Origin of the sequence: Candidatus Poriferisocius sp. (assembly GCF_965214065.1) — a bacterium.
In the GTDB taxonomy this organism is placed as follows: Bacteria; Actinomycetota; Acidimicrobiia; order Acidimicrobiales; family Bin134; genus Poriferisocius.
The window spans coordinates 471,478-494,214 of the sequence record NZ_CBDCAT010000028.1 but is presented as its reverse complement, the minus strand read 5'-3'; the positions used below and the strand labels follow the sequence as shown (position 1 = coordinate 494,214).

Sequence of the window (22,737 nt, the reverse complement as noted above, 5' to 3'; positions counted from 1 at the left end):
AAAGTAGGGTGCAGCGATGACGCCTCGGGCGAGGATGAGTGCTCGACGCGGCCCTGCGAGGGCGCTCCGGCCGGGCCGTTTGCCGCTGGGTGGGTTGGGGGCACTGGAAGCAGCCGGCCTCGGGCTGCTGTTGGTGGTTGTGCCGGTTGTATTCGACCCGTTCGCCCGCTCGGGCTACTTGGCGGTGAAGGTATTGGCGGCCGGAATCGGGGTGGGCTTGATCGGATTGTCGCTGGCGTGGTCGAGAGCGCTGGCCGTTCCATGGGGCAAGGCTGCCGCAGCCGCAGGCGGAGCCCTTGTGCTGGTGGTAGCGGCAACGGCGGCGAGCCCGTCGTTCGAGCGGTCTTTGCTGGGTGCCCCACAGCGCATGAGCGGGGCGTTGATGTGGATGTTCTTGGCGGTGGCGTTCGCGGTGGGGTTCTCGCTGCGGCGCTTGCGGGGCGAATCCGCAGACGCCGCGATCATGGCCCTGGGCGTGGTGGCAGTGCTGGCGGTGGGTTTGTTCGCGGTGCTCGAGGCGGTCGGTGTGGGCTGGGGCCTCGAGGCGGTGGAGTTCGAGGGGCGGCTGCGGTCCACTCTGGCCAATCCCGCTGTTCTGGCGTCTTTCGCGGTGCTCGTCGGCCCGCTATGCATCGCGGCTGCGGTTTCGGCCCCTAAGTGGCGGTGGCCGGCGCTGGGGGCGTGCGGGCTGGCCGGGGCGATGCTGGTGGGGTCGCAGTCTCGCGGCGCCATTGCCGCCTTCGCAGCAACCGCGGCCGTCTTCGTGGCCATGAGGGCTTCTCGGCAGGTGCGGGTCAGAGCCGTCGCGTCGGCGGGAGTGCTGCTGGCGGCGACACTCGCTGTCGGGCGGTGGGGCGATACCGGTTTCGGCTTCCGGGGACGCGCGGCGATCTGGGAAGTGGCGGCGGAGACCATTGCCGCCCGGCCCCTGTTGGGCGTCGGCCCGGAGATGTTCTTGATCGAGTACTCCGAAAGGGTGGGCGAGGCGACAGTTCGGGAGTTCGGGCGATACGGGGCTACCGATCGGGCCCACAGCGGGCTGTTGGACTTCGCGGTCTCATCGGGTGTCCCCGCAGCCGTGCTCTACCTGGCTGTTCTGGCCGCGGTGGGGGTGATGGCCGCTAGAGCGATGGCGTCGCCGCAGCCCGCGCTGGCGGCATTGGGGGCAGGGCTGTTGGCCTATGCAGTGCAACAGCAGGTGTTCTTCCCCCATCCGGCGACCGACGCGGTGTTCTGGCTGCTGGCGGGGGTCTTGGCCGCCGCAGTGGGAGCGAGAGCCCGGCCCCTGCGCTCGTGGCCCATCATGGCCGCAGCGGCATTGGTGGTTGCGGGGACGCTGGCGAATTCGTGGTCGCTGATCCGCAACGACCACGACTTCGAGCGGGCCAGCACCGCCGAGACGCACGCTGTGGCCTACCAACATCTCACCAGTGCCGCCGACCGCCGGTCTTTTGACGACGAGCCCTACATATTGATGGGCGCATTGCTCCAGAGCGCCGACGACATCGGGCTCATCGCCGAGGGCGAGGCCCGCCTCCGCCGCGGCGAGTCGCTCAACCCCGGCAACGAGACGGTGTCGCTGGCGCTGGCCGAAGTGCGCTTGCAGGGCTTCCGGGTGTCAAACGACCCCGGCTGGGCGCACCGCTCCCGATCAGGGCTCGATCGCCTTATCGGGTCTCAGCCCACCAACGGAACCGCCTACCTCAAGCGGGGCGCCGCCCACTATTACTTGGGCGACCTCGCGTCAGCAGAGTCCGACTGGGAGCGGGCCGCCTGGCTTCTGCCCGACGACCCCACACCCGCGGACAACCTCGAAGTGCTGCGCCAACAGCAAAGCGCTGGCCGCTGACCCCGTCCGCAGATTTGCGGGGGGGTGTACAACCATGACGGCCGTGAGTGCCCGCCGTTTTCAGGAGAGTTCCCTCCATGTTCTGTGATAGCGAACCGCCGGCAAACACCAGCGGGGCCGCAGGCAGCAGGAGGGCCGCGTTGTTGGTGGCTGTCACAAGAGGCGAAAACCTGGAAAACCTGACGCTGATTGTCTGGGACCGCGGCGCAAACCTCGCTACCCGCTCCATCGACGGCTACGACTATGCGGCAGTGTTGTGCTTTGGGGTGCACCGGTTCGGCGCCCAGCCCGTAGACATGGCGAAGTCCGCCGACCGCCAAACCGTTTTGGCCCAGGTCAGCTGGGGCTACCACGAGAGCTTCGGCTGCTACCTCGCCCTAGACCCCGCCGCCACCGACGCACTGCGCGCCGCACACACCTAATCCCCGACACCTTCGCGAACACCCGCCTCGCCGCCTTGGCAGCCGCCGGGGTGCCGCGGTGGAGAGGGGCTTCGCCTTGCCTTCGTCGTTTGGGTGGAGTCCCTCATCTCCAGAGCGTAGCGATGGGGCGGACAGCGAAGTCTGTGCCGCATTGTTCGGCCAGTGAACCTGAGAAGGTCAGGCCGCTGCTGCCACTAAAGCTGTCAGCAATACCAGGGTGAGCACCGACATCGGCACGCCGAGGCGGAGATAGTCGGTGAAGCGGTAGCGGCCGGGGCCGTAGACCATGGTGTTGGTCTGATAGCCGATGGGGGTTAGGAATGAGGCTGATGCGGCCACCGCCACCCCGAGTGCCAGGGTGCGGGGATCCAATCCGGACTGAGCGGCCGCCTCCAGCGCTATCGGGAACACCAGGGCCACCGCGGCCACGTTGGTGATGAGCTCGGTTAGCAGCATGGTCGCAATCACGATGCCCAGCACCACCCCGGCGTCGCCCAAAAAGTCGAAGCCGGTAACGATGCCGTCGGCCAGATCGGTGGCCAAACCGGCCTCATCCAATGCCGCTCCCAGCCCAAACGCCGCTCCGATGGTAATGAGCACGCTGAAGTCCACCGCCTCTCGGGCTTCACGGGGGGTGAGCACCCCGCCGACAACCACCGCGCCGGCCGCGATCAACGCCGCATCCAAGACGCTCAAGACTCCCGCCGCGGGCAGCACTACCAGAGCAACCACCGCCAGTAGCGCCACCGGCGCCCGGCGGGTCGCCCGGGGAGGCGATCCGCCCAACCGGGACACCAGCAAGAAGTCGCTTTGGTTGCGCCACCGCTCGTCGAACCCGTCGGCGGCCAGCACCAGCAGCGTGTCGCCAACCCGCAGACGCACCTGGCCGAACTTGGCCTCCACCGGGGCGCCGGAGCGGTGGATACCCACCACCGCGGCCTGGTAGCGGCCGCGGAACCCGGCCTCGGCCAGCGTCCGCCCGCTGAGGGGCGACGCGGCACCAACTACTGCCTCAAAAAAAGTGTGGTCGTCGGAGTCCACCGCCTCCAGGTGGGGATCCTCAGCCGAGACCAGCCCGGACATGGCCTGAAGATCGACCACCAAGTCGACCCGTCCGGCGAATGTAAGCCGGTCGCCGCCCCGGAGCACAAACGTCGGTGCTACCGGGGCGATCACCGTGCCCTGCCGCTCCACTTCCACCAGAAAAACCCCTTGGAGATGGCGCAGTCCCCCGGCCTCCACCGACTGCCCATCGAACGCCCCCCGCTCGACCACCTCCATAGACACCAGATAAGAACGGCCTTCCCCATCTGCTTCGGGATCGCGCCGGTCGGGCAACAGCCAGGGGGCGGCAAAGACAATCAGAATGAGTCCAGCGCCGGCCAGCGGCAGGCCGAAGCGGGCCAACTCGAACATCTCGAGTTCGTCGTAGCCCGCCGACTGCAAAAGCCCGCCCATCACCAGGTTGGTACTGGTACCGATGGCGGTGATCGCCCCGCCCAAGATGGTGGCGTACGACAGCGGGATCAAGAATCGGGATGCCGCCCGGCCGTAGCGCTCGGCCCACCCCCGAACCGCAGGCACCAGCATGGCCACAATGGGGGTGTTGGCCAGAAAGGCCGAAGCCGCGCCGGCCGGGGCCAGGAGCCGGATCAGCGCTACCCGTGTTTGAGACCCTCGATCCAGCATCCGAGCTACCAAGGGCTGCAAGGCGTTGGTCTTGGTCACCGCGCCGGCAACCACGTACAGCGCCCCAATGGTGAAGGGAGCGGGGTTGGCGAAACCGCTGAAGGCCACGTCGAAGTCGATCACCCTGAGCAAGAACAGGCCGCCGGTGGCGCCCAACACCCCGGCAGCAGGCGATAGACGGTTGCTGACAAGCCCGACGCCCATAATCGCCAACACCGCGACAGTGAGCGCCGCGTCGCCATCCATCCTTGGTGATACTACGAGCCGAGTATCTGGTTTCCCCCCGCATTGGGGTGGATTGGCGGTTCGATGGCTCAAACGCGGCCATCCTGCGATATGAAATACCTCCGTGGCTTCAAATTTGATTCAACCCCACGGCGGCGAGTTGGTCGATCTATTGGTCGACGACGCCACTGCTGAAGACCTCAAAGCGGCATCGCGCGACCTCCCGTCGTTCACCCTCCAGCCCCGCCATTTGTGCGACTTGGAACTTCTGTTGAACGGCGGCTTCTCTCCCCTACGGGGATTCATGGGACAAGCCGACTACGAGCGGGTGTGCTCCGAAATGCGGTTGGCCGACGGAACGCTGTGGCCGATGCCAATCACTTTGGATGTGGATCCCAAAACAGCCGAGGCGGCCCAGGCCGCCGGACGGCTGGCGCTGCGCGATGTGGAGGGGGTCATGCTGGCCATGCTCACCGTGAGCGATGCGTGGCGGCCCGACACCTCGGGGGAGGCCGAGGCGGTGTTCGCCAGCTCCGACCCCGATCACCCTGGTGTCGGCCATCTGATGCGGAGCACCGCGCCGGTCTATCTGGGCGGGACCGTGCAGGGCTTGCAGCTCCCCGTCCACTACGACTTCACCGAGCTGCGCCGCACCCCGGCCCAGGTGCGGGCCTCCTTCGACGAGGCCGGCTGGAGCCGGGTCGTGGCCTTCCAAACCCGCAACCCCATGCACCGGGCCCACGTGGAACTCACCCGAAGGGCGGCGGTGGAGGCCGACGCCAACCTGCTGATCCACCCGGTGGTGGGCATGACCAAGCCCGGCGATGTGGACCACTACACCCGGGGCCGCGTGTACCAGCACATCATCAAGCGCTACCCCGAGAACTCGGCCATGCTGGCCATGCTGCCGCTGGCCATGCGCATGGGCGGGCCCCGGGAGGCGGTATGGCACGCCATCATCCGCAAGAACCACGGCGTCTCCCACTTCATCGTGGGCCGCGACCACGCTGGTCCGGGCTCTGACGCCGCGGGCAACCCCTTCTACGGACCCTACGACGCCCAGGACATGCTCCAGGACTACACCGACGAGCTGGGCGTCACCATGGTGCCGTTCAAGATGATGGTCTACGTCCCCAGCAGTGACAGCTACCACCCGGTGGATGAGGTGGACGAGGGAACGGCCACCCTCAGCATCAGCGGCACCGAGCTGCGAGACCGGCTGGCCTCGGGCGACGACATCCCCGAGTGGTTCAGCTATCCCGAGGTGGTGGCCGAGCTGCGCCGCACCCATCCCCAAAAGTCCAAGCAGGGCTTCACCGTGTTCTTCACCGGGCTCAGCGGCTCGGGCAAGTCCACCATCGCCAACGCGCTGATGTCCAAGCTGTTGGAGCGGGGCGGGCGACCGGTAACGCTGCTCGACGGCGATGTGGTGCGCACCAACTTGTCGTCGGAACTGGGGTTCTCCAAGGAGCACCGCGACATCAACATCACCCGCATCGGATATGTGGCCTCGGAGATAACCAAGCACGGTGGCATCGCCATTTGCGCGCCGATCGCCCCCTACGCCGAGCCCCGGCGCCGCAATCGGGAAGCCATCTCGGCCAACGGCGGCTACGTGCTGGTGCATGTTTCCACCCCGCTGGAGGTATGCGAGCAGCGGGACCGCAAGGGCCTGTACGCCAAAGCTCGGGCCGGGATCATCAAGGAGTTCACCGGCATCTCCGACCCCTACGAAGAGCCCATCGACGCCGACATCGTGCTGCCCACCGTGGATCAGACGCCTGATGAGGCGGCCCAGACCATTATCGACCACCTGGTGGCCGAGGGGTATCTCGACTCGATCGGCGACTGAGGTGTCGCGCGCCGACGATCTCGACCGGATTGCCGACGCGCTGGCCGCGGCCGCTGAGGTGCTGGAGCGGTTCACGCCCGGCGAAGTCGAGGCGGAACTAAAGGACGGGGGCGATCCATTGACCGCGGCCGACACCGCGGTCAATGACGTGTTGGCCGAGGCCATGCAGGGAGGCGATGAGGGCTGGCTGTCGGAGGAGACCACCGACGTCGGCGACCGGCTCGCCCGGCGAAGGGTGTGGGTGGTTGATCCCATCGACGGCACTCGGGAGTTCATCGACGGCATCCCCGAATGGTGCGTGTCGGTGGGGCTGGTGGAAGACGGCGTGCCGGTGGCCGGAGGAGTGCTGAGCCCGCCCAACGGACACCTCATCATCGGATCGGACGAGACCGGGGTGGTGTGCAACGGCGAGCCCGCCAAGACGACGCCCACCACCGACCTGCGGGGAGCGCTGGTGCTGGCCTCCCGCAGCGAGGTCAAGCGGGGCGAGTGGGAGCGCTTCTTCTCCACGCCGATCGCGGTGCGGAACATGGGATCGGTGGCCTACAAGCTGAGCCTGGTGGGCGCCGGACTGGCCGACGCCACCTGGACGCTGGTGCCCAAGAACGAGTGGGACGTGGCCGGCGGGGCCGCGCTGGTGAGAGCAGGGGGTGGGCAGGTGTTCGGGATCGACGGCGCCGATGTGGTGTTCAACCGAGCCAATCCGCTGATGGACGGGTTCATCGCCGTCGCCCCCGGCCTCAGAGATCAGGTGATGGAACTGCTCGGCATCTGTTCAAGTCGGTGAACGACCACCAACTGGCCGCCTGGCTGGCCACCGAGGCCGGAGAGCAGCTTGTGAGGCTGCGGGCCGAGATGAGCGGACAGCGCCTGGCTCCGTTCGCAGTGGGAGCCCGGGGCGACGCCGCTGCCCATGAGTTGATCGAAAACGCCCTGAACGAGCACCGCCCCGACGACATGGTGCTGTCGGAGGAGTCGATGGACGACCGCAGACGGCTTCGCCACGACCGAGTATGGATCGTGGACCCGCTGGACGGCACCCGGGAGTTCTCCATTCCGGGCCGCATCGATTGGGCGGTCCACGTGGCCCTGGTCGCCGACGAAACGCCCATCGCCGCCGCGGTGGCCCTCCCCGCCCAGGGGATCACCCTGGCCACCGAGCCGGCACCCCCCACCCCAGCGGCCGCCGCTCCTCCCCGGGTCATCACCAGCAGAAGCCGTCCCGGCCGCCTTTCCCGCCGCATCGCCGACGCCATCGGGGCCGAAATCGTCCAGTTGGGCTCGGCTGGGGCCAAAGCCGCTGCCGTTATAGCCGGCGAGGCCGAGGTTTATGCCCACGCATCGGGGCTGCACGAATGGGACCTGTGCGCTCCCGCCGCGGTGGCCGCGGCCGCAGGATTACACGTCTCCCACCTCAATGGGTCGGAGCTGCGGTTCAATCAGTCGGACACCTACGTGTCCGATTTCGTGATCTGCCACCCCGATTTCGCCTCGGTTGTCATCACCCGGTGATACCCACCGCCTTCTCCCCATAGATTGTCCATGGACAGTTGAACTGGAACTTCCAAGAGCACTTCTATTTCATCGTCTTGCAAACGTGCGCCGTAATCAATTGCTCAGAACCATAGATTGGGAGACGCTGTGAGGTTGGTGATCGCCCGATGCTCGGTGGACTACGACGGCCGGCTGGCCGCGCACCTGCCCGAGGCGGTGCGGCTCATCATGATCAAGGCCGACGGCTGCGTGGCCATCCACGCCGACGGCGGGGCCTACAAGCCGCTGAACTGGATGAACGCCCCCAACCGGCTATCGGAGGATGACGATGTCTGGACAGTGGTCAACCCCTCGGGCGAGAAGCTCATCATCACCATCCACGAGTTGATCTCCGACACTGCCCACGATCTGGGCCGCGATCCCGGCCTTGACAAAGACGGGGTGGAGGCTCATCTGCAAGAGCTTCTGGCGGCGTCGCCCGAGGTGCTGGGAGACGGGTACCGGCTGGTGCGCCGGGAGTACCCTACCGACATCGGTCCCGTGGACTTGCTGTGCCGCGATGCCGCCGGCCACGCCATCGCGGTGGAGGTGAAGCGGCGGGGCGAGATCGCCGGGGTGGAACAGCTCACCCGCTACCTCCAGTTCTTGAACCAGGATCCGGCCCTGGCCCCGGTGCGGGGGATGCTCGCCGCCCAGTTCGTCCGCCCCCAGGCCCGGGCCTTGAGCGCCAACCGGGGCATCGAGTGCGTGGAGATCGACTACGACCTGCTCCGGGGCATCGAGCCCGACCAGGCCAAGCTGTTCTGAGCCCGGCCATGCTCGCTTCCTGGCCTGAACCCGATCGGCAACCCGATCCCACTACCATCCGATAACCGGCATGGATCCGCATTCCCCCCTCCGCCTGCGCCGACCTCCCCGCCCCCTCTGGGTCTGGGCTCTCATGGTCGCTCCTGTCGCGCTCTTGGCCATTTGGCTGATCTCTTGGCTGGTGGACTCCACCAGCAACGACGACAAGACCCCTCGAGGGCTCAAGCTGGAAAGCCCGGCCATCGCCGATGTCAGCATCGACATCGGAGGGCTGAGCGAAGATGACGTAACCGACGTGGTGGTGGAGCTGGCCGAGCGCTTTCAGCAAACCCCGGCATACATTGCCACCGCCACCCGGGTCGTCGCCTTCACAGCCGAGGAGATCGGACTGGCGGTCGACGTGGAGGGCACCGTGGCCGCGATCATGGCGATAGACAGTGACGCGAGCAACCCCATCGGTTGGACCGCGTCATTTTTCGAGAGCTCTCAATCAGAGCTGCTGTTCGAAGTGTCCACCAGCGACAGCCAGATCGCGAGACTGGAGGCCGCTTTGCACCAGCCGCCAGTCGACCCCGCCATCGTGCTGGAAAACGGCACATTCCAAGTTACTCCCGGGATACCAGGAGAAGTCGCCAGCCTGTCCTCGGCCCTCCCCCAATTGCTTGAGGCGGCTGGGCGCGGCGCCGACCCATTGAAGGCCGAAGCCGACGTTCGCCTCATCTCACCCGAGGTTTCCGAGACGGCGATAGCCGCGACCGCCGACTGGATAAATCAGCGAACCGCCCAGGGCCTGTTGGTGACGGTTGACGAAATCACCAAGCGGGTGCAGCCAGCCCAGCTTCGATCATGGGTGATCCTCTATAACGACAACAACGAGTGGAGCTACAACATCGACCGCCAGAAGCTGGAAGACGACCTGGCCGAGCTCTTCATTGAGGTCGCCACCGTGGCGTCCGAGCCGGTGCTCACGGTGATCGACGATACGCCGGTGCTGGTCAGCGAAGTGCCCGCCCTCATCTGCTGCGATGAGTCGGCATACCGACAGGTGCTAGAGGCCCTGAAAACCCAACTGCCTTCCGTGGAATTGGAACTGCGGGAATCCGACAAGATCAACGACCAGAGCTGGCTGGTCGAACGGGGAATTGTGGAGCTGACCGGCCGGTTCACCACCAACTACACCCCGGACCAAGACCGGGTCTCCAACATCCACCGGATCGCCGAGCTGATCCAGGGGGCGGTGGTTTATCCGGGCGAGACGTTCTCGGTCAACGAATACGTGGGTGAGCGCACCGAGGAGAAGGGGTTCGTGGACGCCGGAGTCATCTACGACGGGGTGTACAGCACAGATGTGGGCGGGGGCATCTCCCAGTTCATCACCACCTTGTTCACCGCCGCCTTCAACGCGGGGATGGAGTTCCCCGAATATCAGGCGCACAGCATCGACATCGAGCGCTACCGGGAGGGTGTGGACGCCACCATCTCCTGGCCGAAGCCCGACTTCAAGTTCCGCAACCCCAATCCCTACGCGGTGCTGCTGTGGCCCACGGTTACCGAAGAGAGCGTTACCGTCAGCGTGTACTCCACGGCGTACGCCGAGGTGGAGTGGACCAACCGCTACGACACCCCGCGCCGGTACTGCACCCTGAGAACCACCGAGCGCAGCCGAACCTACTCCGACGGCACCGTGCTTCGAGACTCGGTGACTGCTCTGTATCAGCCTCGAGAGGGCATCAACTGCGACGGCGTTTGCACCTCCTCGGTGCTGCCGATGGACGCAGACGGCGACGGCGAGGTGGAATATGACGCCGATGGCCTGCCTGAGCAGTGCGTCGACCCTGAGGATTGCACCGACACCCACGCTCCGGCCAACGTCGACGAAGACAACGGCGCAGATCTCTGTACTATTGCGCCACCTACCGAAGAAGACGAGCCGGGCGAGACTGGCCCCGAGGAGGGCGAGCCGGGCGAAACCACCCCCGATGAGCCCACGCCCGAGGCGACTCCGGCTGACGGCCCCGAAACAACACCGGGGCAGACCCAGGCTTTGGACCCCGAGCAGGGGCAAAGAGCATGATCCAGTCGAATCAATGAGCGAGGCATGGGACGCTGCCGTCGTGGGAGCCGGGCCGGCTGGCTGCGCGGCGGCCATCACCTTGGCCCGGGCCGGAAAGCGGGTCGTGATGGTGGACCGGGCTCGCTTCCCCCGGCCCAAAGCGTGCGGCGACGGCCTCACTGCTGGTGCCCTTCGCCTCCTCGAGGGATTGGGACTGGACCCGGCCCCTATTTCTTCGTGGATGCCGGTGGAAGACATCTGCATCCGGTCACCCTCCGGCCGCACCGTCGAATTCCCCCTGCCCCGGGGAGGCGGCCAGTTCGCCGCGGTGGTACCCCGGGCGGATTTGGACAACGCCCTGGTGGAACAGGCGAAGTTAGAGGGTGCCGAGCTCGTTGAGGGCGCCAGCGCCCAGGGAGTGGTCGAAGAAGACGGCCATGTCGTGCTAGACGTGGAGAACATCGGGGCGATGCACGCTCACTACGTGATCGCCGCCGATGGGATGTGGTCGCCCACCCGCAAATTCTTGGGCCTGGCCCACCACGGCTACCGAGGAGACTGGCATGCGTTCCGCCAGTACTGGTCGGAGGTGGGCTCCCCGGCCAGTCGAGCCCTGTGGGTGTGGTTCGAAGAGGAGATCCTTCCCGGCTACGTATGGTCGTTTCCCCTGCCCGACGGTCGGGCCAATGTGGGTTTCGGCGTACGACGGGGCGGTCCGGTGGCGGTGGGCGAGATGGGAAAGCTGTGGCGGGAGCTGCTGGAGCGAGACCACATCCGGGCCGTTCTGGGCCACCGCGCCACCCCCGAGACGTCCCACCGGGCTTGGCCCATCCCGGCCCGCATCGACAAGACCCCGCTGACCGCCCAGCGAACCATGTTCGCAGGTGACGCGGCGGCGGCTACCGACCCCATGAGCGGCGAGGGCATCGCCCAGGCCCTCCTCACCGGCATCGGCGCGGCTAATGCGGTGCTGGACGGCGGCGCCGCCGATGAGGTGATGGCCAACTACCGCCGCTTCGTGCGCCGGGAGCTGTTCGCCGACCACCGCATGGCCCGCCGCCTCGGCCGCGTTCTGGCCACCCGCCCCGGCGCCCGGGGCGCGGTGCGCATCGCCGGCCTCACCCCTTGGACCCGGCGCAACTTCGCCCGCTGGCTATTCGAGGACTACCCGAGGTCGATCATCACCACCCCCCGCCGCTGGCACCGCAGGCCCCTCACCACACCAGGGGCATACCGCTGACGGTGCCGACTGCGGCCAACTCGCCCTAACCTTCGGGGCATGGCATTGAGTTTTGACAACCGGGTTGCGATCGTCACGGGGGCCGGCGGCGGGCTAGGGAGGCTGTACGCACTGGAGTTGGCCCGGCGGGGGGCCCGGTTGGTGATCAACGATCTGGGTGGGTCGGCCGACGGCACCGGAGCCAGCGATGGGCCGGCCCAGAAAGTGGCCAACGAGATCAACGGCGGCGGCGGCGAGGCGGTGGCAGATACCAATTCGGTGGCCACCACCGAGGGGGGGGCAGCCATCACCGCCAAGGCAATGGAGGCGTTCGGCCGGGTGGACATTGTGATCAACAACGCCGGCATCCTGCGGGACAAGACCTTCCACAAGCTGGAGGACGAGCAGCTTCACCCGGTGCTCGCCGTCCACCTTCGGGGGGCGTTCAACGTCACCCGTCCGGCCTTCGTGCAGATGCGAGAGCAGGGTTATGGCCGCATCGTGTGCGCCACATCCAATGCGGGCGTGCTGGGCAACTTCGGGCAGTCCAACTACAGCGCGGCCAAGATGGGGCTGGTGGGACTCACCAACACATTGGCCCTGGAGGGTGCCAAGTACAACATCAAGGCCAACTGCATCGCCCCGGTGGCCACCACCCGCATGACCGAGGCCATTTTCGGCGAAGAGATCAAAGAGGCCATGAATCCGGGCTTGGTCACCCCGGTGGTGTGCTTTCTGGCCCATGAAGACTGCCCATCCTCCGGCGAGGTGTACTCCGCGGCCGGCGGTACCGTGGCCCGGTTCTTCATCGGCCGGACCCCCGGCTACTACAACCCCGATCTCACGGTTGAAGACGTGGCTGAGAACATCGACCAGATTCGCGACGAGACCGACTACAAGGTGCTCGGCGACGCCAACCACGAAGTCGGCGTGGTCTATAAGACGATTCAGGCCGCCCAGCAGTGACAACTCCCGAAGAGCCGATTCTCGACCAATCGGACCTCCCGGCAGGCTTGGGAGCGGCCATGGAGGCCTTCGATGAAGCAGCCGAGCACCTGTTCGACCGGCTGCGGGGAAATCCGGTGGCCGACCGGGTGTTCTACACCGCCTCGGAGCTGGGCAACTTCAGCATTCTGTGGCATGCCTTGGCCTGGGCTGGGGCTACCTCCAAACGAGGTCGGCGCAACGCCTTGCGGGTATCGGTGGCCCTGGCGGTGGAGTCGGCGCTGGTCAACGGGCCGATCAAGTCGGCCTTCAACCGCTCCCGCCCGCTGGCTGAGCACGACCACCCCCACCGATTGCGCCAACCCCTAACCAGCAGCTTTCCCAGTGGACACGCGAGCGCGGCGATGGTGGCCGCAGCGCTGTTGTCTGAGTCCCGGTACCGGCGCCGGCCGTTTTGGGCCGCAGCCTCAGTGGTGGCCGCTAGCCGGGTCCACGTCCGCATCCACCACGCCTCCGACGTGGTGGTCGGTGCCCTGGTGGGCGCAGTGATCGCCCGGCTGTTCAGGAAAACCTGGCCGCTGCGCTGAGACATGGCCGATAGAGCCACCGTTAGCGTCTACGAACAGCGGGCTGCTGAATGGCGGGCCGAGCGAGGGCCCAAGTCCACCTCGGCGGTTGAGGCGTTCGCCGCCCTTGACCGACCCGACGGGATCACCGCTGATCTCGGCTGCGGTCCCGGATGGCACACGTCGGTGCTGCCCAGCCCGGTGCTGGCCGTCGACGCGGCCCGGTCAATGCTGGAGATGGTCCCCGATCATGCCCCGGATGCCCTGCGATGTCGGGCTGATTTGGCCGCACTGCCCGTGGCTACTGGGTCGCTGGCCGGAGCGTGGGCGTCGCGCAGTTATGTCCACCTCGACCGCCGCCATGTCCCGCTGGCTCTGGCCGACCTGCACCGGGCATTGGCTCCCGGCGCACCAGTGGAGCTCCACATATTCGAGGGCGATGCCGACTTCGAGCCGTTCTCCGACGACGATTTTCCGGACCGCCGCTTCTCCCTGTGGCCCCACGGCTGGATTCCTCCCCTGATGGAGGGTGCCGGATTCACCCTCGACTCCTTGGAACGGTTGGACCGGCCCCCCAAGGCCGCCACCCTCATCGTCAAGGCCCGCCGGACCCTAACGCTGCCCGACACGGTGGGACCGGAGATGCGCCTGCTCATCTGCGGCTTGAACCCCAGCGTGTACGCAGCCGATGCCGGAGCGGGATTCGCCCGGCCGGGCAACCGGTTCTGGCCCGCGGCTCTGACTGCCGGGCTGGTGAGTACCGACCGTGATCCCCGGCGGGCGCTAATCGACCACGGCGTGGGCATGACCGATCTGGTCAAGCGGGCCACCCCGCGAGCCGACGCACTTACCGCCGAGGAGTATCGCCGAGGCCTCGACCGGCTGTCGTGGGTGGTGGGATGGCTCAAGCCCGCCGCAGTGTGCTTTGTGGGGCTAGCCGGCTGGCGAGCCGCGGTGGACCGAAAGGCCCAGGCTGGGCCACAACCCCGGGATCTGGCCGGCCGCCCGGTGTATGTCATGCCCTCCACCAGCGGGGCAGCGGCTGGCTACCAGCTCCCGGACTATGTCAACCACCTCCAGCAGGCCGCGGCGCTAGCGACCTGACCGCCTCCCAGGGGTCGATCCCGCCTAGGGGCATAACCATCAGCGACGAGGTGGTTGCGCCGTTGTCGAAATAGCGGTCGATGTGCTGGCGGCATTCCTCGGGGGTGCCGTTCACAATCAGATCGTCCACCACCTTTTCGGGAATGGCCTCCAGCGACCCGGCCCGATCACCGGCCGCCCACCGCTCCCAGTGCTCGGCTAGCAGGTCGCCCCGGCCCAGCCACTCGTGAAACGCCCGGTAGACGGGCACGTTCAGGTAGCCGGCCACCGCCCGCCGACCTTGGGCCATCACCGTCTCGCGGTCAGGGTTGGGGCACACGAATATGCGGGCCACGACCTCCTTGTCGGGCCCCTGGGCATTGACGATCTCGCTCACTCGGGCAGTGTCATCAGCCGACAACCAGTTGATTATGGCCCCGTCGGCCTCTTTGCCGGCCAGTATCAGCATCTGGGAGCGCAGGGCAGCCACTAAAACGGGGGGCGGCTCGGGGGGAACCAACCCCAGCCGGAATCCCTGTACCGAGAAGGTCTCGTAGTCGCCGCTCACCTTCTCGCCGGCCAGTGCGGGCTTGAGGAAGCGCACCAGATCGCGCACCCGCTGGTAGGGGGCTTCGAACGGGATCGAGTTCCACCGCTCCACGATCACATCCGAGGAGCTGCCCACTCCGAGAAGGAATCGGCCCGGCGCCAGCGAGGCCAAAGTGGCTGCTGATTGAGCCACCAGAGCCGGACCTCGTGTGTAGGCCGGGACGATGGCGGTGCCCAAGCGCAGCGTCGGCGCCCACTGCGTGGCCAGCACCAGCGGGGTGAAGGCGTCGTGGGAGTTGGACTCCGACGACCACACGTCGGTGTATCCCAACTCGACCAGTTCAGCCATCTGATCCGCCTGCTGATCGAGGGGGCCGAATAGGGGAACGGTCATCCCGTCACGTCGTGAAACCATGCGGCAACCCTAGGACTTCTGAGTGAGGGTTCTGCCAAACTTGCTTGATAAAGTTCCCAGCCGTGAGCGAAGAGGTTGATGCCGGGACTACCGGGGCCACCGCCAGCGAGTACGACGTCCTCGACCCCAACTGGGTTGGAAACCAGGTACTCGACTCGCTCGACCCGGTCTATTTCGCCCGCACCCTGGTGACCGCAGGCATGAAGGCCGCCACCAACCCGGTAGGGGTGGGCACCGCCCTGTTGAAAGCAGCCGCCGGGGCCATGAAGGTGGGGGCAGCCACGCTGGCCAAGGCGACCAAGACCGCCGACCCCGATGCCCCCGCTCCAGTCCAGCCCCAGCCCAAAGACCACCGCTGGTCATCGCCGGCGTGGCAGGACAATCCCTATTTCTTCGGCCTTCAGCAGACCTACCTGCTGTCCAAGAATCTGGCCGACGACCTCATCGATGCCGCCAACCTCGCCGAGGCCGATCACCGCAAGGCCAGGTTCGCCGCCTCCTTCGCTTTCGACGCCGTGGCCCCCACCAACATGCTGCTCACCAACCCCGACGCTTTGGCCAAGGCGGCGGCCACCGGTGGGGCCAGCGTGGTGAAGGGGGCCTCCAACATGCTCCACGACCTGCGCCACAACGACGGGTGGCCCTCGAAGGTGGACGACTCGGGGTTCGAGCCAGGCCTGAACATGGCCATGACCCCCGGCAAGGTGGTGTATCGCAGCGACCTGATCGAGGTCATGCAGTACGAGCCACAGACTGAGCAGACCTACCAGATTCCGATGCTGTTCTGCCCGCCGTGGATTAACAAGTACTACATCATGGACCTGGCCCCGCAGAAGAGCCTGATCGAGTGGGCGGTGCAGCATGGCCACACCTGCTTCACCATCAGCTATCGCAACCCCGACGGTTCGATGCGCGACACCAGCTTCGAGGACTATCTGCGCTGCGGGCCCCTCGACGCCCTGCGAGTGGTGCAGGAGATCACCGGACAGGAGAAAGTCAACACCGTCAACGTGTGTCTTGGAGGCACGCTCAGCGCCATCGCCATGGCCCATGGTGCGGCCACCGGCGACCAGCCAATCCACACCGCCACGTTTTTGAACACCCTGACCGACTTCTCCGACCCCGGCGTGCTGGGAGCATTCACCGACGAGCCCACCGTGGCCGGACTCGAGCGCAAGATGGCCGATCAGGGGTATCTGGAGGCCAGCGAGATGGCCCGCACTTTCGACGCCATCCGGGCCAACGACTTGATCTTCCAGTATGTGGTGAACAACTGGCTGCTGGGCGAGGATCCTCCGGCGTTCGACCTGCTGGCCTGGAACAACGACAGCACCCGGATGCCGGCCCGCATGCACAGCAGCTACCTGCGCCGGTGCTACCTCCACAACGAATTCGCCAACGACGCCTTCGAGGTCGACGGCACCATATTGCACCCCGCCGACGTCAAGCAGGACAGCTACGTGCTGTCGGCCATCGACGACCACATCGTGCCGTGGACGGCGGCCTACCGCACCGCCACCCTGCTGGGCGGCCGCAACCGCTTCGTGCTCAGTACATCCGGGCACATCGCCGGCATCGTCAACCCTCCCAACCCCAAGGCTCGCCACTGGACCAACGACCAGATCGCGGAATCGCCCGAGGAGTGGCTGGAGGGCGCCGAACAGCATCAGCAGACGTGGTGGGAAGACTGGGCCGAATGGATCGGCGAGCGGGCCGGCAAGAAGGTCAAGGTGCCCAAGCAGCTCGGCAGCAAGGCATATGAGCCGATGGACGACGCCCCGGGCATCTACGTGAAGATGCGCCCCGGCGACACCGACTCGGCCTGAACAATTTTCCCGGAAATTTCTCCGGAAAAACATCCGTTGAATTGCTGATCAAGCTTTTGCTAAGTAAAGTAAGCAACATGACCGACGTAAAAGAAATCAGTGAAGCCATGCAAGACCAGGTGCTCAGCGCCCTCAAGGTGAGCCAGACCGCCATCGTTGAAGGTGTCCGCACCTGGGCCGATACGGTGGGCAACATCGCCCCTGAAGGTCTGAAAGTCGAGGCCGTCCCCGGTCTTGACGCCCTGCCCGATCCCAAGGAGTTGATGGACGCCGGCTTCGGGTTCGCCGAGGCGCTGCTCAACACCCAAAAGGAATTCGCCCAGAGCCTGCTGGCCGCGGCAAGCCCCAACGGCTCCGCTTCAGCCAAGCCAGTCGTCAAGAAGAGCTGATTCCCCCCTCAGTTCTTCTCTGCAAACGGGGCCGGTCTTTAGACCGGCCCCGTTTTATTTTTCTATCGCTTGCGAACTATATTGAACACACACTTAGGGGCCGTCGGATTCCGGCGGTGGGAGGGAAGATGAGCACCGAAGCCAGCGCTCTGCCGCCACAAGAGTTCGAGCCGCCAGCAGAGCCGATCAACAAGATCGGAGTGATCGGCGGCGGGATCATGGGATCGGGCATCGCCGAGGTGTGCGCCCGAGCCGGCCTGGACACCCTGGTGGTCGAGGTGGACGACACCGCAGTCAGCGTCGCCCGGAAGTCGATCGAGAATTCCCTGAACAAGGCGGTCTCCCGCAACAAGGTGCCAGCGGCGACTCGGGACCTGGCCTTGGACTCGCTCAGCTTCAGCACTGACATGGGAGACCTGGCCGACCGGGATCTGGCCATCGAGGCCATCATCGAATCGCTGGAGGAGAAGCTGTCGGTGTTTCGGGCCATGGACAAGGTGATGGCCCCAAACGCCATCTTGGCCACTAATACCTCTTCCATTCCCATCATCACCCTGGGCTCCATCACCAGCCGGTCGGACATGGTGCTCGGGATGCACTTTTTCAACCCAGCCCCGGTACAACCCCTAGTGGAGCTGGTGCGCTCGCTGGGCACATCCTTGGAGACCATTGACCGGGTCGACCGCTTCGCAGTGGAGGTTCTGGGCAAGCGGGTCATCCGCTGTCGTGATCGGGCCGGCTTCGTGGTGAACCGGCTGCTGGTCCCCTACCTGCTCGATGCCATCCGCATGTTCGACGAGGGCAAAGTGAGCGCGGCCGACATCGACAGCGGGATGATGCACGGATGCGGCCACCCCATGGGCCCCCTTTCTCTGTGCGACCTGATCGGACTGGACACCATCGAGGCAGTGGCCGACGTGCTCTACGAGGAGTTCAAAGGCTCCCACAACGCTCCGCCACCGCTGCTGCGGCGCATGGTGGCTGCCGGACATCTGGGCCGCAAGACCGGCAAGGGATTCTACGAGTACGACAGCTGAGGCCTAGCCATGGATCAATCCGCCGTTGAGGCATTCGGGAACTACCTGCGCAGCCAGCGCAAGCTGGCCCAGCTCACGCTGCGGGAGCTGTCCGATTTGGCCCAAGTGTCCAACCCCTACCTCAGCCAGCTGGAGCGAGGACTGCACCAGCCTTCAGTACGGGTGATCAAGTCGCTGGCCACCGCCCTGAACTTGTCGGCGGAGACCCTATTGGCCCAGGCCGCCGGCATCGACGATGCCAACGGCGTGAACCCTGACGGCGTCTCCGACACCGAGGCCACTATCCGATCTGACGCCAACCTCTCCAACGAGCAGAAGGCAGCTTTGTTGGAGGTGTACCGCAGCATGACCGGCGGTGGCCAAACCCAATAGAGCACGCCTTTTCCCACTTCAAAGGCAATTTCTGGAGAATCTCTCCCCTACCCGGCCCAAACTGTCACTCCCCCCGAGATACTGGAAGCATGAAGCAACAGCTCACGCTTTTGGAGACACCGCCAGACTGGCGGATCGATGAGCGCACCAAGGAAATCGGGCGTCGGGGCCTGGCTCAGGCCCGAGCGGTTTTACAGAGCCACTCCCCCGCCGCCCTACCCTCACCCTCGCCCTCCGACGACGTTCCCCGTGCTGCGTGAAGCAGTCTGCAGCATGCTGATTTTCGTGCTGGTCGGCTGTTCCGGAAATCTGGCCAACCAGGCCGGTAACTCGCCTGATAAAGCCGCAGCGATAGTAGGTGCAGCTGCAACGGTGACAGAGGTGGTCGACGGGGACACGGTTGTCGTCGAGGTGGCCGACCGCACTGAGCGGGTGCGGCTGATCGGCATCGACACTCCTGAGGTTACTGGCGGGTTTTTGCCAGCGGAATGCTACGGCGACGAGGCCAGTGCCTTCACAAAATCGCTTCTGCCACCAGGCACCGAGGTGCGCCTCACCCGCGACTCTGAGGCCCGCGACCGCTACAACCGTCTGCTGGCCTACGTGCATCGATCTGGCGACGGCCTGTTCGTCAACCTCGCGATCGCAGAAAACGGCTATGCCGAGGCACTGAACATCGAGCCCAATACCACCCATGCCGACGCCTTCTTCGCGGCCGCGGCCCGTGCCCGCGAAAAGAAATTGGGGCTGTGGGGCATCTGCGGCAACGCCGACGTAGTCCTTGAGTGACCGCCTCTGGGTGCTAGGGGCGATAGCTTTCGAGTAGTGAGCGAACTACTGGAACGCCTGGGCGGCGACCCCCAGGGCCGAGCCCTCATCATCACCTGCGACAACCTGGGTCAGTCCCATGCGGCCAACGCGGCCATTGCCGAGTGCTTGGACATCGGGGTGGCCACCGCGGCCGGCCTGATGGTGCCGTGCCCGTGGTCCCGGGACGCGGCTGGACGTTTCGCCCACACCCCAGTGGGGGTAGATCTCACTCTCAACGCCGAATTCGACAACTACCGATGGGGACCGATCACCCAGGCACCGTCGCTTTTGGACGGCGATGGCGGATTTCCCCGCACTCCGGCCGACTCCTGGGAACACGGCGACCTCGACGAGGCCCACCGGGAATGCCGAGCCCAGATCGAACGAGCCAGCCAGTGGGGCAGCGAACTGACCCATCTGAGCCCCCACTTGGACACGCTGCTGATGCGCCCCGAGTTCTTCGACGTCTACTTGGAACTGGCCGTGGAGATGGCGCTGCCCATGCGTCTCGGCGCAAGCGATCAGGAGCGTCGGGCTGGCTTTCCGTTCCGCCGCCTAGCCGCCGATGCCGGTGTGCTGGCCCCCGACCACCTAGTGAAAGTACGCGGCCGTACCGCTCGGCGGACCCTGGAGGAAGCGGTGGAGGATTTGGGGTCCGGAGTGACTGAGTTGGTGGTGTCGCCGGCCATCGACACCCCCGAGCTGCGGGAGATGGATCCGGGGTGGCTCAGCCGGGTAGAGCAATACCTGCTGGTCGCCCACGACCCGACGCTGCGAACCGCCATAGAACGCTCCGGCGCTCGGCTGCTGAGCTACGCCGACCTCCGCGACGCCCAGCGCCGGAGCTGACATAGCTGGCGCTGACGCTAGAAATCCGTGTACTCGGCCAAGGTCGACCGAAAGGCGCCGTACTCTGGTGAATCCAGCAGCGGGCGCAGGCCGTAGACCCAGCGGGCGTATTCCCCCTCAAGCTTCATCCGGCCCGACATGTAGGCCAGATCGGGGTGCTCGCCGCCAGCCACTTCGGCCCGCGCGTCGGCGTACTTGTAGACGATGCCCACCTCAGCGTCGGCCAACTTTCCTAAGGCCATCTCCACCAGACGGCCGTCGCGGATGACGGTGTGGTAGCGGACCTTGCCATCAGGTGCACCGGTGACCTCGTAGTTGGCCGAGCAGTCCACTCCCGGCCGCTCCCGCCAGCCCGATGCGGCCTCCAGGTTCAACCCGAACCAGTCATCGCTGAGGAAACGGGCCCGCTCCATCGTCGCTATTCGATACCGGCGAACAGGTCGGTCTCAGGCAAGTCGGTGTCCACCCGGCTGGGTCCCAGAACGTAGTCCTCCCAAGGGTAGGCATCAGCCATGTGGTGGTCGGGCAGACCGAACCAGAACTTGGAGTCGGGGTCGACCTGGGTGCGGTGGGCCAGCAGAGCCTTGGAACGGCGGTCGAAATAGTCGGCGCACTGGATTCGAGTGGTGATGGCGTCGTCGTTGGACGGCCGGCTGAACCAGCGCTCGTCGTAGGGTGATTCCAGATCCAACTCGCCAAATTTCTCGTGCAAAGCGGTGATCCGGTTCCGGGACCAGGTCACGTAGTACATCTTCAGCGGCTGCCACGGCTCGCCGGCATCGGGAAAGGCGCCGGGGTTCCCGGAGGCGTCGAAGGCCGGTTCGCTGATCTCGGCCACCCTTAGGTGGTCGGGGTGGCGGTAGCCCTGCTGGTCTTCCCCGTAGGTGACCACCACATGGGGGCGCTCGGCGCGGATGATGGCCACCAAGCGGCCGACGGCCTCTTCCAGCGGGGCTTGCGCAAAACTGCTGGGATCGGCGTTGGCATCGCTTTTGGGCATACCCGAGTCGCGATAGCCCAGCCAGTGAACGCTGCTATAGCCGAGCACATCAGCCGCCTCCAATAGCTCGTCCCGGCGGACTTGGTCCAGATTGTCCCGCACTTCCGGGCGGTCCATCTCCGGATTCAAGATGTCCCCCTCCTCACCGCCGGTGCAGCACACCAGAGAGGCCACCACCCCCTCATCGGTGTACATGGCCACCGTTGCCGACCCCTTTGACGACTCATCGTCGGGATGGGCGTGAATGGTGAGCATTCGAAGTTCGCCGGTCATCGCCCGCCCAGGCTAACGCCGGCTCGGCTCGGCTAGGAACCCGTGCCGAGATGCCTTTCTGCCGGTTCCAAGTCCCGTGTTCCTAGGGGGCAAGCGTTAGTCTCCGAGGATGCCAAGTCCAGAATTCGAAGCAGTGCGGTCCATGCTGGCGTCCGCCCCCAAGCCCGACCCCTCTGAGACCGCGGCGGGGCGCCGAGCCCGGTTGGACGCCAACGCCGCGGCCACACCACTAGCCGATGGAGTGGTCAAACAAGACGTTGAGATCCCCGGCGTGCCCGGCGCCGCTTGGCTGCACCCCGAGGGCCATGATCTGAAGAGCCTGCCCGCGCTGTTGTTCTTTCACGGGGGCGGTTACCGGGTCGGATCCATCATCTCGCACCAGGGCTTCGGATCCCATCTGGCCTCGTTGATCCCGGCCCGGATCCTTTTGATCGACTACCGCTTGGCCCCTGAGAATCCGTTTCCCGCTGCGGTGGACGACTGCCTGGCCGCCTACCGCTGGATGCTGGACTCCGGTATTGATCCGAACCGCATTGCGTTCATCGGCGACTCCGCCGGTGGTGGCTTGGTCGGCGCCGTCTTGCTGGGAGCCCGCGACAAGGGGTGGCCACTGCCCGGCGCGGGTGTGTGTCTGTCGCCTTGGGTCGATCTGACCAACTCCTCGGCCAGTCATACCGAGCGCGACGAGTTGGACGTGATGTTCGGCCACGAGGACGCGGTGACCGCCGCTAGCTGGTACCTAGACGGCCACGATCCCCGTGATCCGCTGGCCTCCCCGCTCTTTGGCGACTTAGAGGGGCTGCCCCCCATGCTGGTCCACGCCGGAGACCATGAGGTGTTGCTGGACGACGCCACTGATTTCGCCGCCGCGCTGGAGTCAGCCGGCGTCGAGGTAGATCTCCGCATCTGGCCGGGAATGATCCACGACTTTCAGATCATGTACCCCAACTATCCCGAGGCGATTGAGGGAACCGAGGCCATCGCGGCCTTTGTCCGACGCGTCGTGGGATGAG

General features: G+C 65.9%; 23 protein-coding genes. 19 read left to right on the top strand and 4 right to left on the bottom strand.

The annotated features are described in order from the left end of the window. Positions 1 to 16: 16 nt before the first annotated feature. Both ACOOGG_RS13630 and ACOOGG_RS13625 read left to right on the top strand, forming a co-directional pair. Positions 17 to 1,849, top strand: coding sequence for an O-antigen ligase family protein (locus tag ACOOGG_RS13630; protein WP_420435943.1), 1,833 nt, complete (start codon positions 17 to 19; stop codon positions 1,847 to 1,849). A 146-nt stretch (positions 1,850 to 1,995) separates the two neighbouring features. After that, positions 1,996 to 2,271, top strand: coding sequence for a hypothetical protein (locus tag ACOOGG_RS13625; protein WP_420435941.1), 276 nt, complete (start codon positions 1,996 to 1,998; stop codon positions 2,269 to 2,271). A gap of 177 nt (positions 2,272 to 2,448) precedes the next feature. On the opposite strand, the gene ACOOGG_RS13620 is transcribed toward ACOOGG_RS13625, so the two are convergent. Further along, positions 2,449 to 4,206, bottom strand: coding sequence for an SLC13 family permease (locus ACOOGG_RS13620; protein ID WP_420435939.1), 1,758 nt, complete (start codon positions 4,204 to 4,206; stop codon positions 2,449 to 2,451). Positions 4,207 to 4,309: 103 nt separating this feature from the next. On the opposite strand from ACOOGG_RS13620, the gene ACOOGG_RS13615 reads away from it, so the two are divergent. From ACOOGG_RS13615 to ACOOGG_RS13575, 9 genes are all read left to right on the top strand, one after another. Further along, positions 4,310 to 6,037, top strand: coding sequence for a bifunctional sulfate adenylyltransferase/adenylylsulfate kinase (locus ACOOGG_RS13615; RefSeq protein ID WP_420435937.1), 1,728 nt, complete (start codon positions 4,310 to 4,312; stop codon positions 6,035 to 6,037). Position 6,038: 1 nt separating this feature from the next. Then, positions 6,039 to 6,824: a 3'(2'),5'-bisphosphate nucleotidase CysQ gene (locus tag ACOOGG_RS13610; RefSeq protein ID WP_420435935.1), complete on the top strand. Its 786-nt coding sequence runs from the start codon at positions 6,039 to 6,041 to the stop codon at positions 6,822 to 6,824. Continuing rightward, on the top strand, positions 6,821 to 7,549 hold the full coding sequence (locus tag ACOOGG_RS13605) for an inositol monophosphatase family protein (RefSeq protein WP_420435933.1): 729 nt from the start codon (positions 6,821 to 6,823) through the stop codon (positions 7,547 to 7,549). The genes ACOOGG_RS13610 and ACOOGG_RS13605 overlap by 4 nt, the downstream gene beginning before the upstream one ends. A 129-nt stretch (positions 7,550 to 7,678) precedes the next feature. Then, on the top strand, positions 7,679 to 8,338 hold the full coding sequence (gene nucS / locus ACOOGG_RS13600; protein ID WP_420435931.1) for an endonuclease NucS: 660 nt from the start codon (positions 7,679 to 7,681) through the stop codon (positions 8,336 to 8,338). A 133-nt stretch (positions 8,339 to 8,471) separates the two neighbouring features. After that, entirely contained in the window at positions 8,472 to 10,412 is a 1,941-nt protein-coding gene (locus tag ACOOGG_RS13595) for a VanW family protein (RefSeq protein ID WP_420435929.1), read from the top strand. A 13-nt stretch (positions 10,413 to 10,425) separates the two neighbouring features. Beyond that, positions 10,426 to 11,631 (top strand): NAD(P)/FAD-dependent oxidoreductase, encoded by a 1,206-nt coding sequence (locus ACOOGG_RS13590; protein WP_420435927.1) that lies wholly within the window; start codon positions 10,426 to 10,428, stop codon positions 11,629 to 11,631. A 39-nt stretch (positions 11,632 to 11,670) separates the two neighbouring features. After that, complete coding sequence (locus ACOOGG_RS13585) at positions 11,671 to 12,576, top strand: SDR family NAD(P)-dependent oxidoreductase (RefSeq protein WP_420435925.1); 906 nt, start codon at positions 11,671 to 11,673, stop codon at positions 12,574 to 12,576. Further along, complete coding sequence (locus ACOOGG_RS13580) at positions 12,573 to 13,142, top strand: phosphatase PAP2 family protein (RefSeq protein ID WP_420435923.1); 570 nt, start codon at positions 12,573 to 12,575, stop codon at positions 13,140 to 13,142. Before ACOOGG_RS13585 ends, ACOOGG_RS13580 begins: the two co-directional genes overlap by 4 nt. A 3-nt stretch (positions 13,143 to 13,145) precedes the next feature. Then, positions 13,146 to 14,225, top strand: coding sequence for a uracil-DNA glycosylase family protein (locus ACOOGG_RS13575; RefSeq protein WP_420435921.1), 1,080 nt, complete (start codon positions 13,146 to 13,148; stop codon positions 14,223 to 14,225). Here the strand turns inward: ACOOGG_RS13575 and ACOOGG_RS13570 are convergent. Beyond that, positions 14,188 to 15,168, bottom strand: coding sequence for an LLM class F420-dependent oxidoreductase (locus ACOOGG_RS13570; protein ID WP_420435919.1), 981 nt, complete (start codon positions 15,166 to 15,168; stop codon positions 14,188 to 14,190). The genes ACOOGG_RS13575 and ACOOGG_RS13570 overlap by 38 nt on opposite strands. 62 nt (positions 15,169 to 15,230) lie before the next feature. Between ACOOGG_RS13570 and ACOOGG_RS13565 the strand changes: the two genes are divergently transcribed. The 7 genes from ACOOGG_RS13565 (at position 15,231) to ACOOGG_RS13535 (ending at position 20,451) form a co-directional block, all read left to right on the top strand. Then, complete coding sequence (locus ACOOGG_RS13565) at positions 15,231 to 16,994, top strand: PHA/PHB synthase family protein (RefSeq protein ID WP_420435917.1); 1,764 nt, start codon at positions 15,231 to 15,233, stop codon at positions 16,992 to 16,994. Between the two features lie 77 nt (positions 16,995 to 17,071). Then, positions 17,072 to 17,383 (top strand): hypothetical protein, encoded by a 312-nt coding sequence (locus ACOOGG_RS13560; protein WP_420435915.1) that lies wholly within the window; start codon positions 17,072 to 17,074, stop codon positions 17,381 to 17,383. Between the two features lie 128 nt (positions 17,384 to 17,511). Beyond that, positions 17,512 to 18,420: a 3-hydroxybutyryl-CoA dehydrogenase gene (locus ACOOGG_RS13555; protein WP_420435913.1), complete on the top strand. Its 909-nt coding sequence runs from the start codon at positions 17,512 to 17,514 to the stop codon at positions 18,418 to 18,420. A gap of 9 nt (positions 18,421 to 18,429) precedes the next feature. Further along, positions 18,430 to 18,792 (top strand): helix-turn-helix domain-containing protein, encoded by a 363-nt coding sequence (locus tag ACOOGG_RS13550; RefSeq protein ID WP_420435911.1) that lies wholly within the window; start codon positions 18,430 to 18,432, stop codon positions 18,790 to 18,792. Between the two features lie 89 nt (positions 18,793 to 18,881). Then, positions 18,882 to 19,052, top strand: a complete 171-nt coding sequence (locus tag ACOOGG_RS13545; RefSeq protein WP_420435909.1) for a hypothetical protein — start codon at positions 18,882 to 18,884, stop codon at positions 19,050 to 19,052. Between the two features lie 112 nt (positions 19,053 to 19,164). After that, positions 19,165 to 19,581: a thermonuclease family protein gene (locus ACOOGG_RS13540; RefSeq protein WP_420435907.1), complete on the top strand. Its 417-nt coding sequence runs from the start codon at positions 19,165 to 19,167 to the stop codon at positions 19,579 to 19,581. A gap of 36 nt (positions 19,582 to 19,617) precedes the next feature. Further along, complete coding sequence (locus tag ACOOGG_RS13535) at positions 19,618 to 20,451, top strand: ChbG/HpnK family deacetylase (RefSeq protein WP_420435905.1); 834 nt, start codon at positions 19,618 to 19,620, stop codon at positions 20,449 to 20,451. A 17-nt stretch (positions 20,452 to 20,468) separates the two neighbouring features. On the opposite strand, the gene ACOOGG_RS13530 is transcribed toward ACOOGG_RS13535, so the two are convergent. Then, on the bottom strand, positions 20,469 to 20,864 hold the full coding sequence (locus ACOOGG_RS13530) for a hypothetical protein (protein ID WP_420435903.1): 396 nt from the start codon (positions 20,862 to 20,864) through the stop codon (positions 20,469 to 20,471). A gap of 5 nt (positions 20,865 to 20,869) precedes the next feature. Next, positions 20,870 to 21,724: a mycothiol conjugate amidase Mca gene (gene mca, locus ACOOGG_RS13525; RefSeq protein ID WP_420435901.1), complete on the bottom strand. Its 855-nt coding sequence runs from the start codon at positions 21,722 to 21,724 to the stop codon at positions 20,870 to 20,872. A 109-nt stretch (positions 21,725 to 21,833) separates the two neighbouring features. Here mca and ACOOGG_RS13520 point away from each other — a divergent pair, with 109 nt between their 5' ends. After that, positions 21,834 to 22,736, top strand: coding sequence for an alpha/beta hydrolase (locus ACOOGG_RS13520; protein ID WP_420435899.1), 903 nt, complete (start codon positions 21,834 to 21,836; stop codon positions 22,734 to 22,736). Position 22,737 lies beyond the last annotated feature (1 nt).

Coding starts and splice junctions, on each gene's coding strand:
- ACOOGG_RS13550 (WP_420435911.1), top strand. CDS start 18,430: ATGGATCAATCCGCCGTTGAGGCATTCGGGAACTACCTGCGCAGCCAG.
- ACOOGG_RS13585 (WP_420435925.1), top strand. CDS start 11,671: ATGGCATTGAGTTTTGACAACCGGGTTGCGATCGTCACGGGGGCCGGC.
- ACOOGG_RS13630 (WP_420435943.1), top strand. CDS start 17: ATGACGCCTCGGGCGAGGATGAGTGCTCGACGCGGCCCTGCGAGGGCG.
- ACOOGG_RS13590 (WP_420435927.1), top strand. CDS start 10,426: ATGAGCGAGGCATGGGACGCTGCCGTCGTGGGAGCCGGGCCGGCTGGC.
- ACOOGG_RS13545 (WP_420435909.1), top strand. CDS start 18,882: ATGAAGCAACAGCTCACGCTTTTGGAGACACCGCCAGACTGGCGGATC.
- ACOOGG_RS13520 (WP_420435899.1), top strand. CDS start 21,834: ATGCCAAGTCCAGAATTCGAAGCAGTGCGGTCCATGCTGGCGTCCGCC.
- ACOOGG_RS13560 (WP_420435915.1), top strand. CDS start 17,072: ATGACCGACGTAAAAGAAATCAGTGAAGCCATGCAAGACCAGGTGCTC.
- ACOOGG_RS13570 (WP_420435919.1), bottom strand. CDS start 15,168: ATGGTTTCACGACGTGACGGGATGACCGTTCCCCTATTCGGCCCCCTC.
- ACOOGG_RS13595 (WP_420435929.1), top strand. CDS start 8,472: ATGGTCGCTCCTGTCGCGCTCTTGGCCATTTGGCTGATCTCTTGGCTG.
- ACOOGG_RS13555 (WP_420435913.1), top strand. CDS start 17,512: ATGAGCACCGAAGCCAGCGCTCTGCCGCCACAAGAGTTCGAGCCGCCA.
- mca (WP_420435901.1), bottom strand. CDS start 21,724: ATGACCGGCGAACTTCGAATGCTCACCATTCACGCCCATCCCGACGAT.
- ACOOGG_RS13575 (WP_420435921.1), top strand. CDS start 13,146: ATGGCCGATAGAGCCACCGTTAGCGTCTACGAACAGCGGGCTGCTGAA.
- ACOOGG_RS13530 (WP_420435903.1), bottom strand. CDS start 20,864: ATGGAGCGGGCCCGTTTCCTCAGCGATGACTGGTTCGGGTTGAACCTG.
- ACOOGG_RS13620 (WP_420435939.1), bottom strand. CDS start 4,206: ATGGATGGCGACGCGGCGCTCACTGTCGCGGTGTTGGCGATTATGGGC.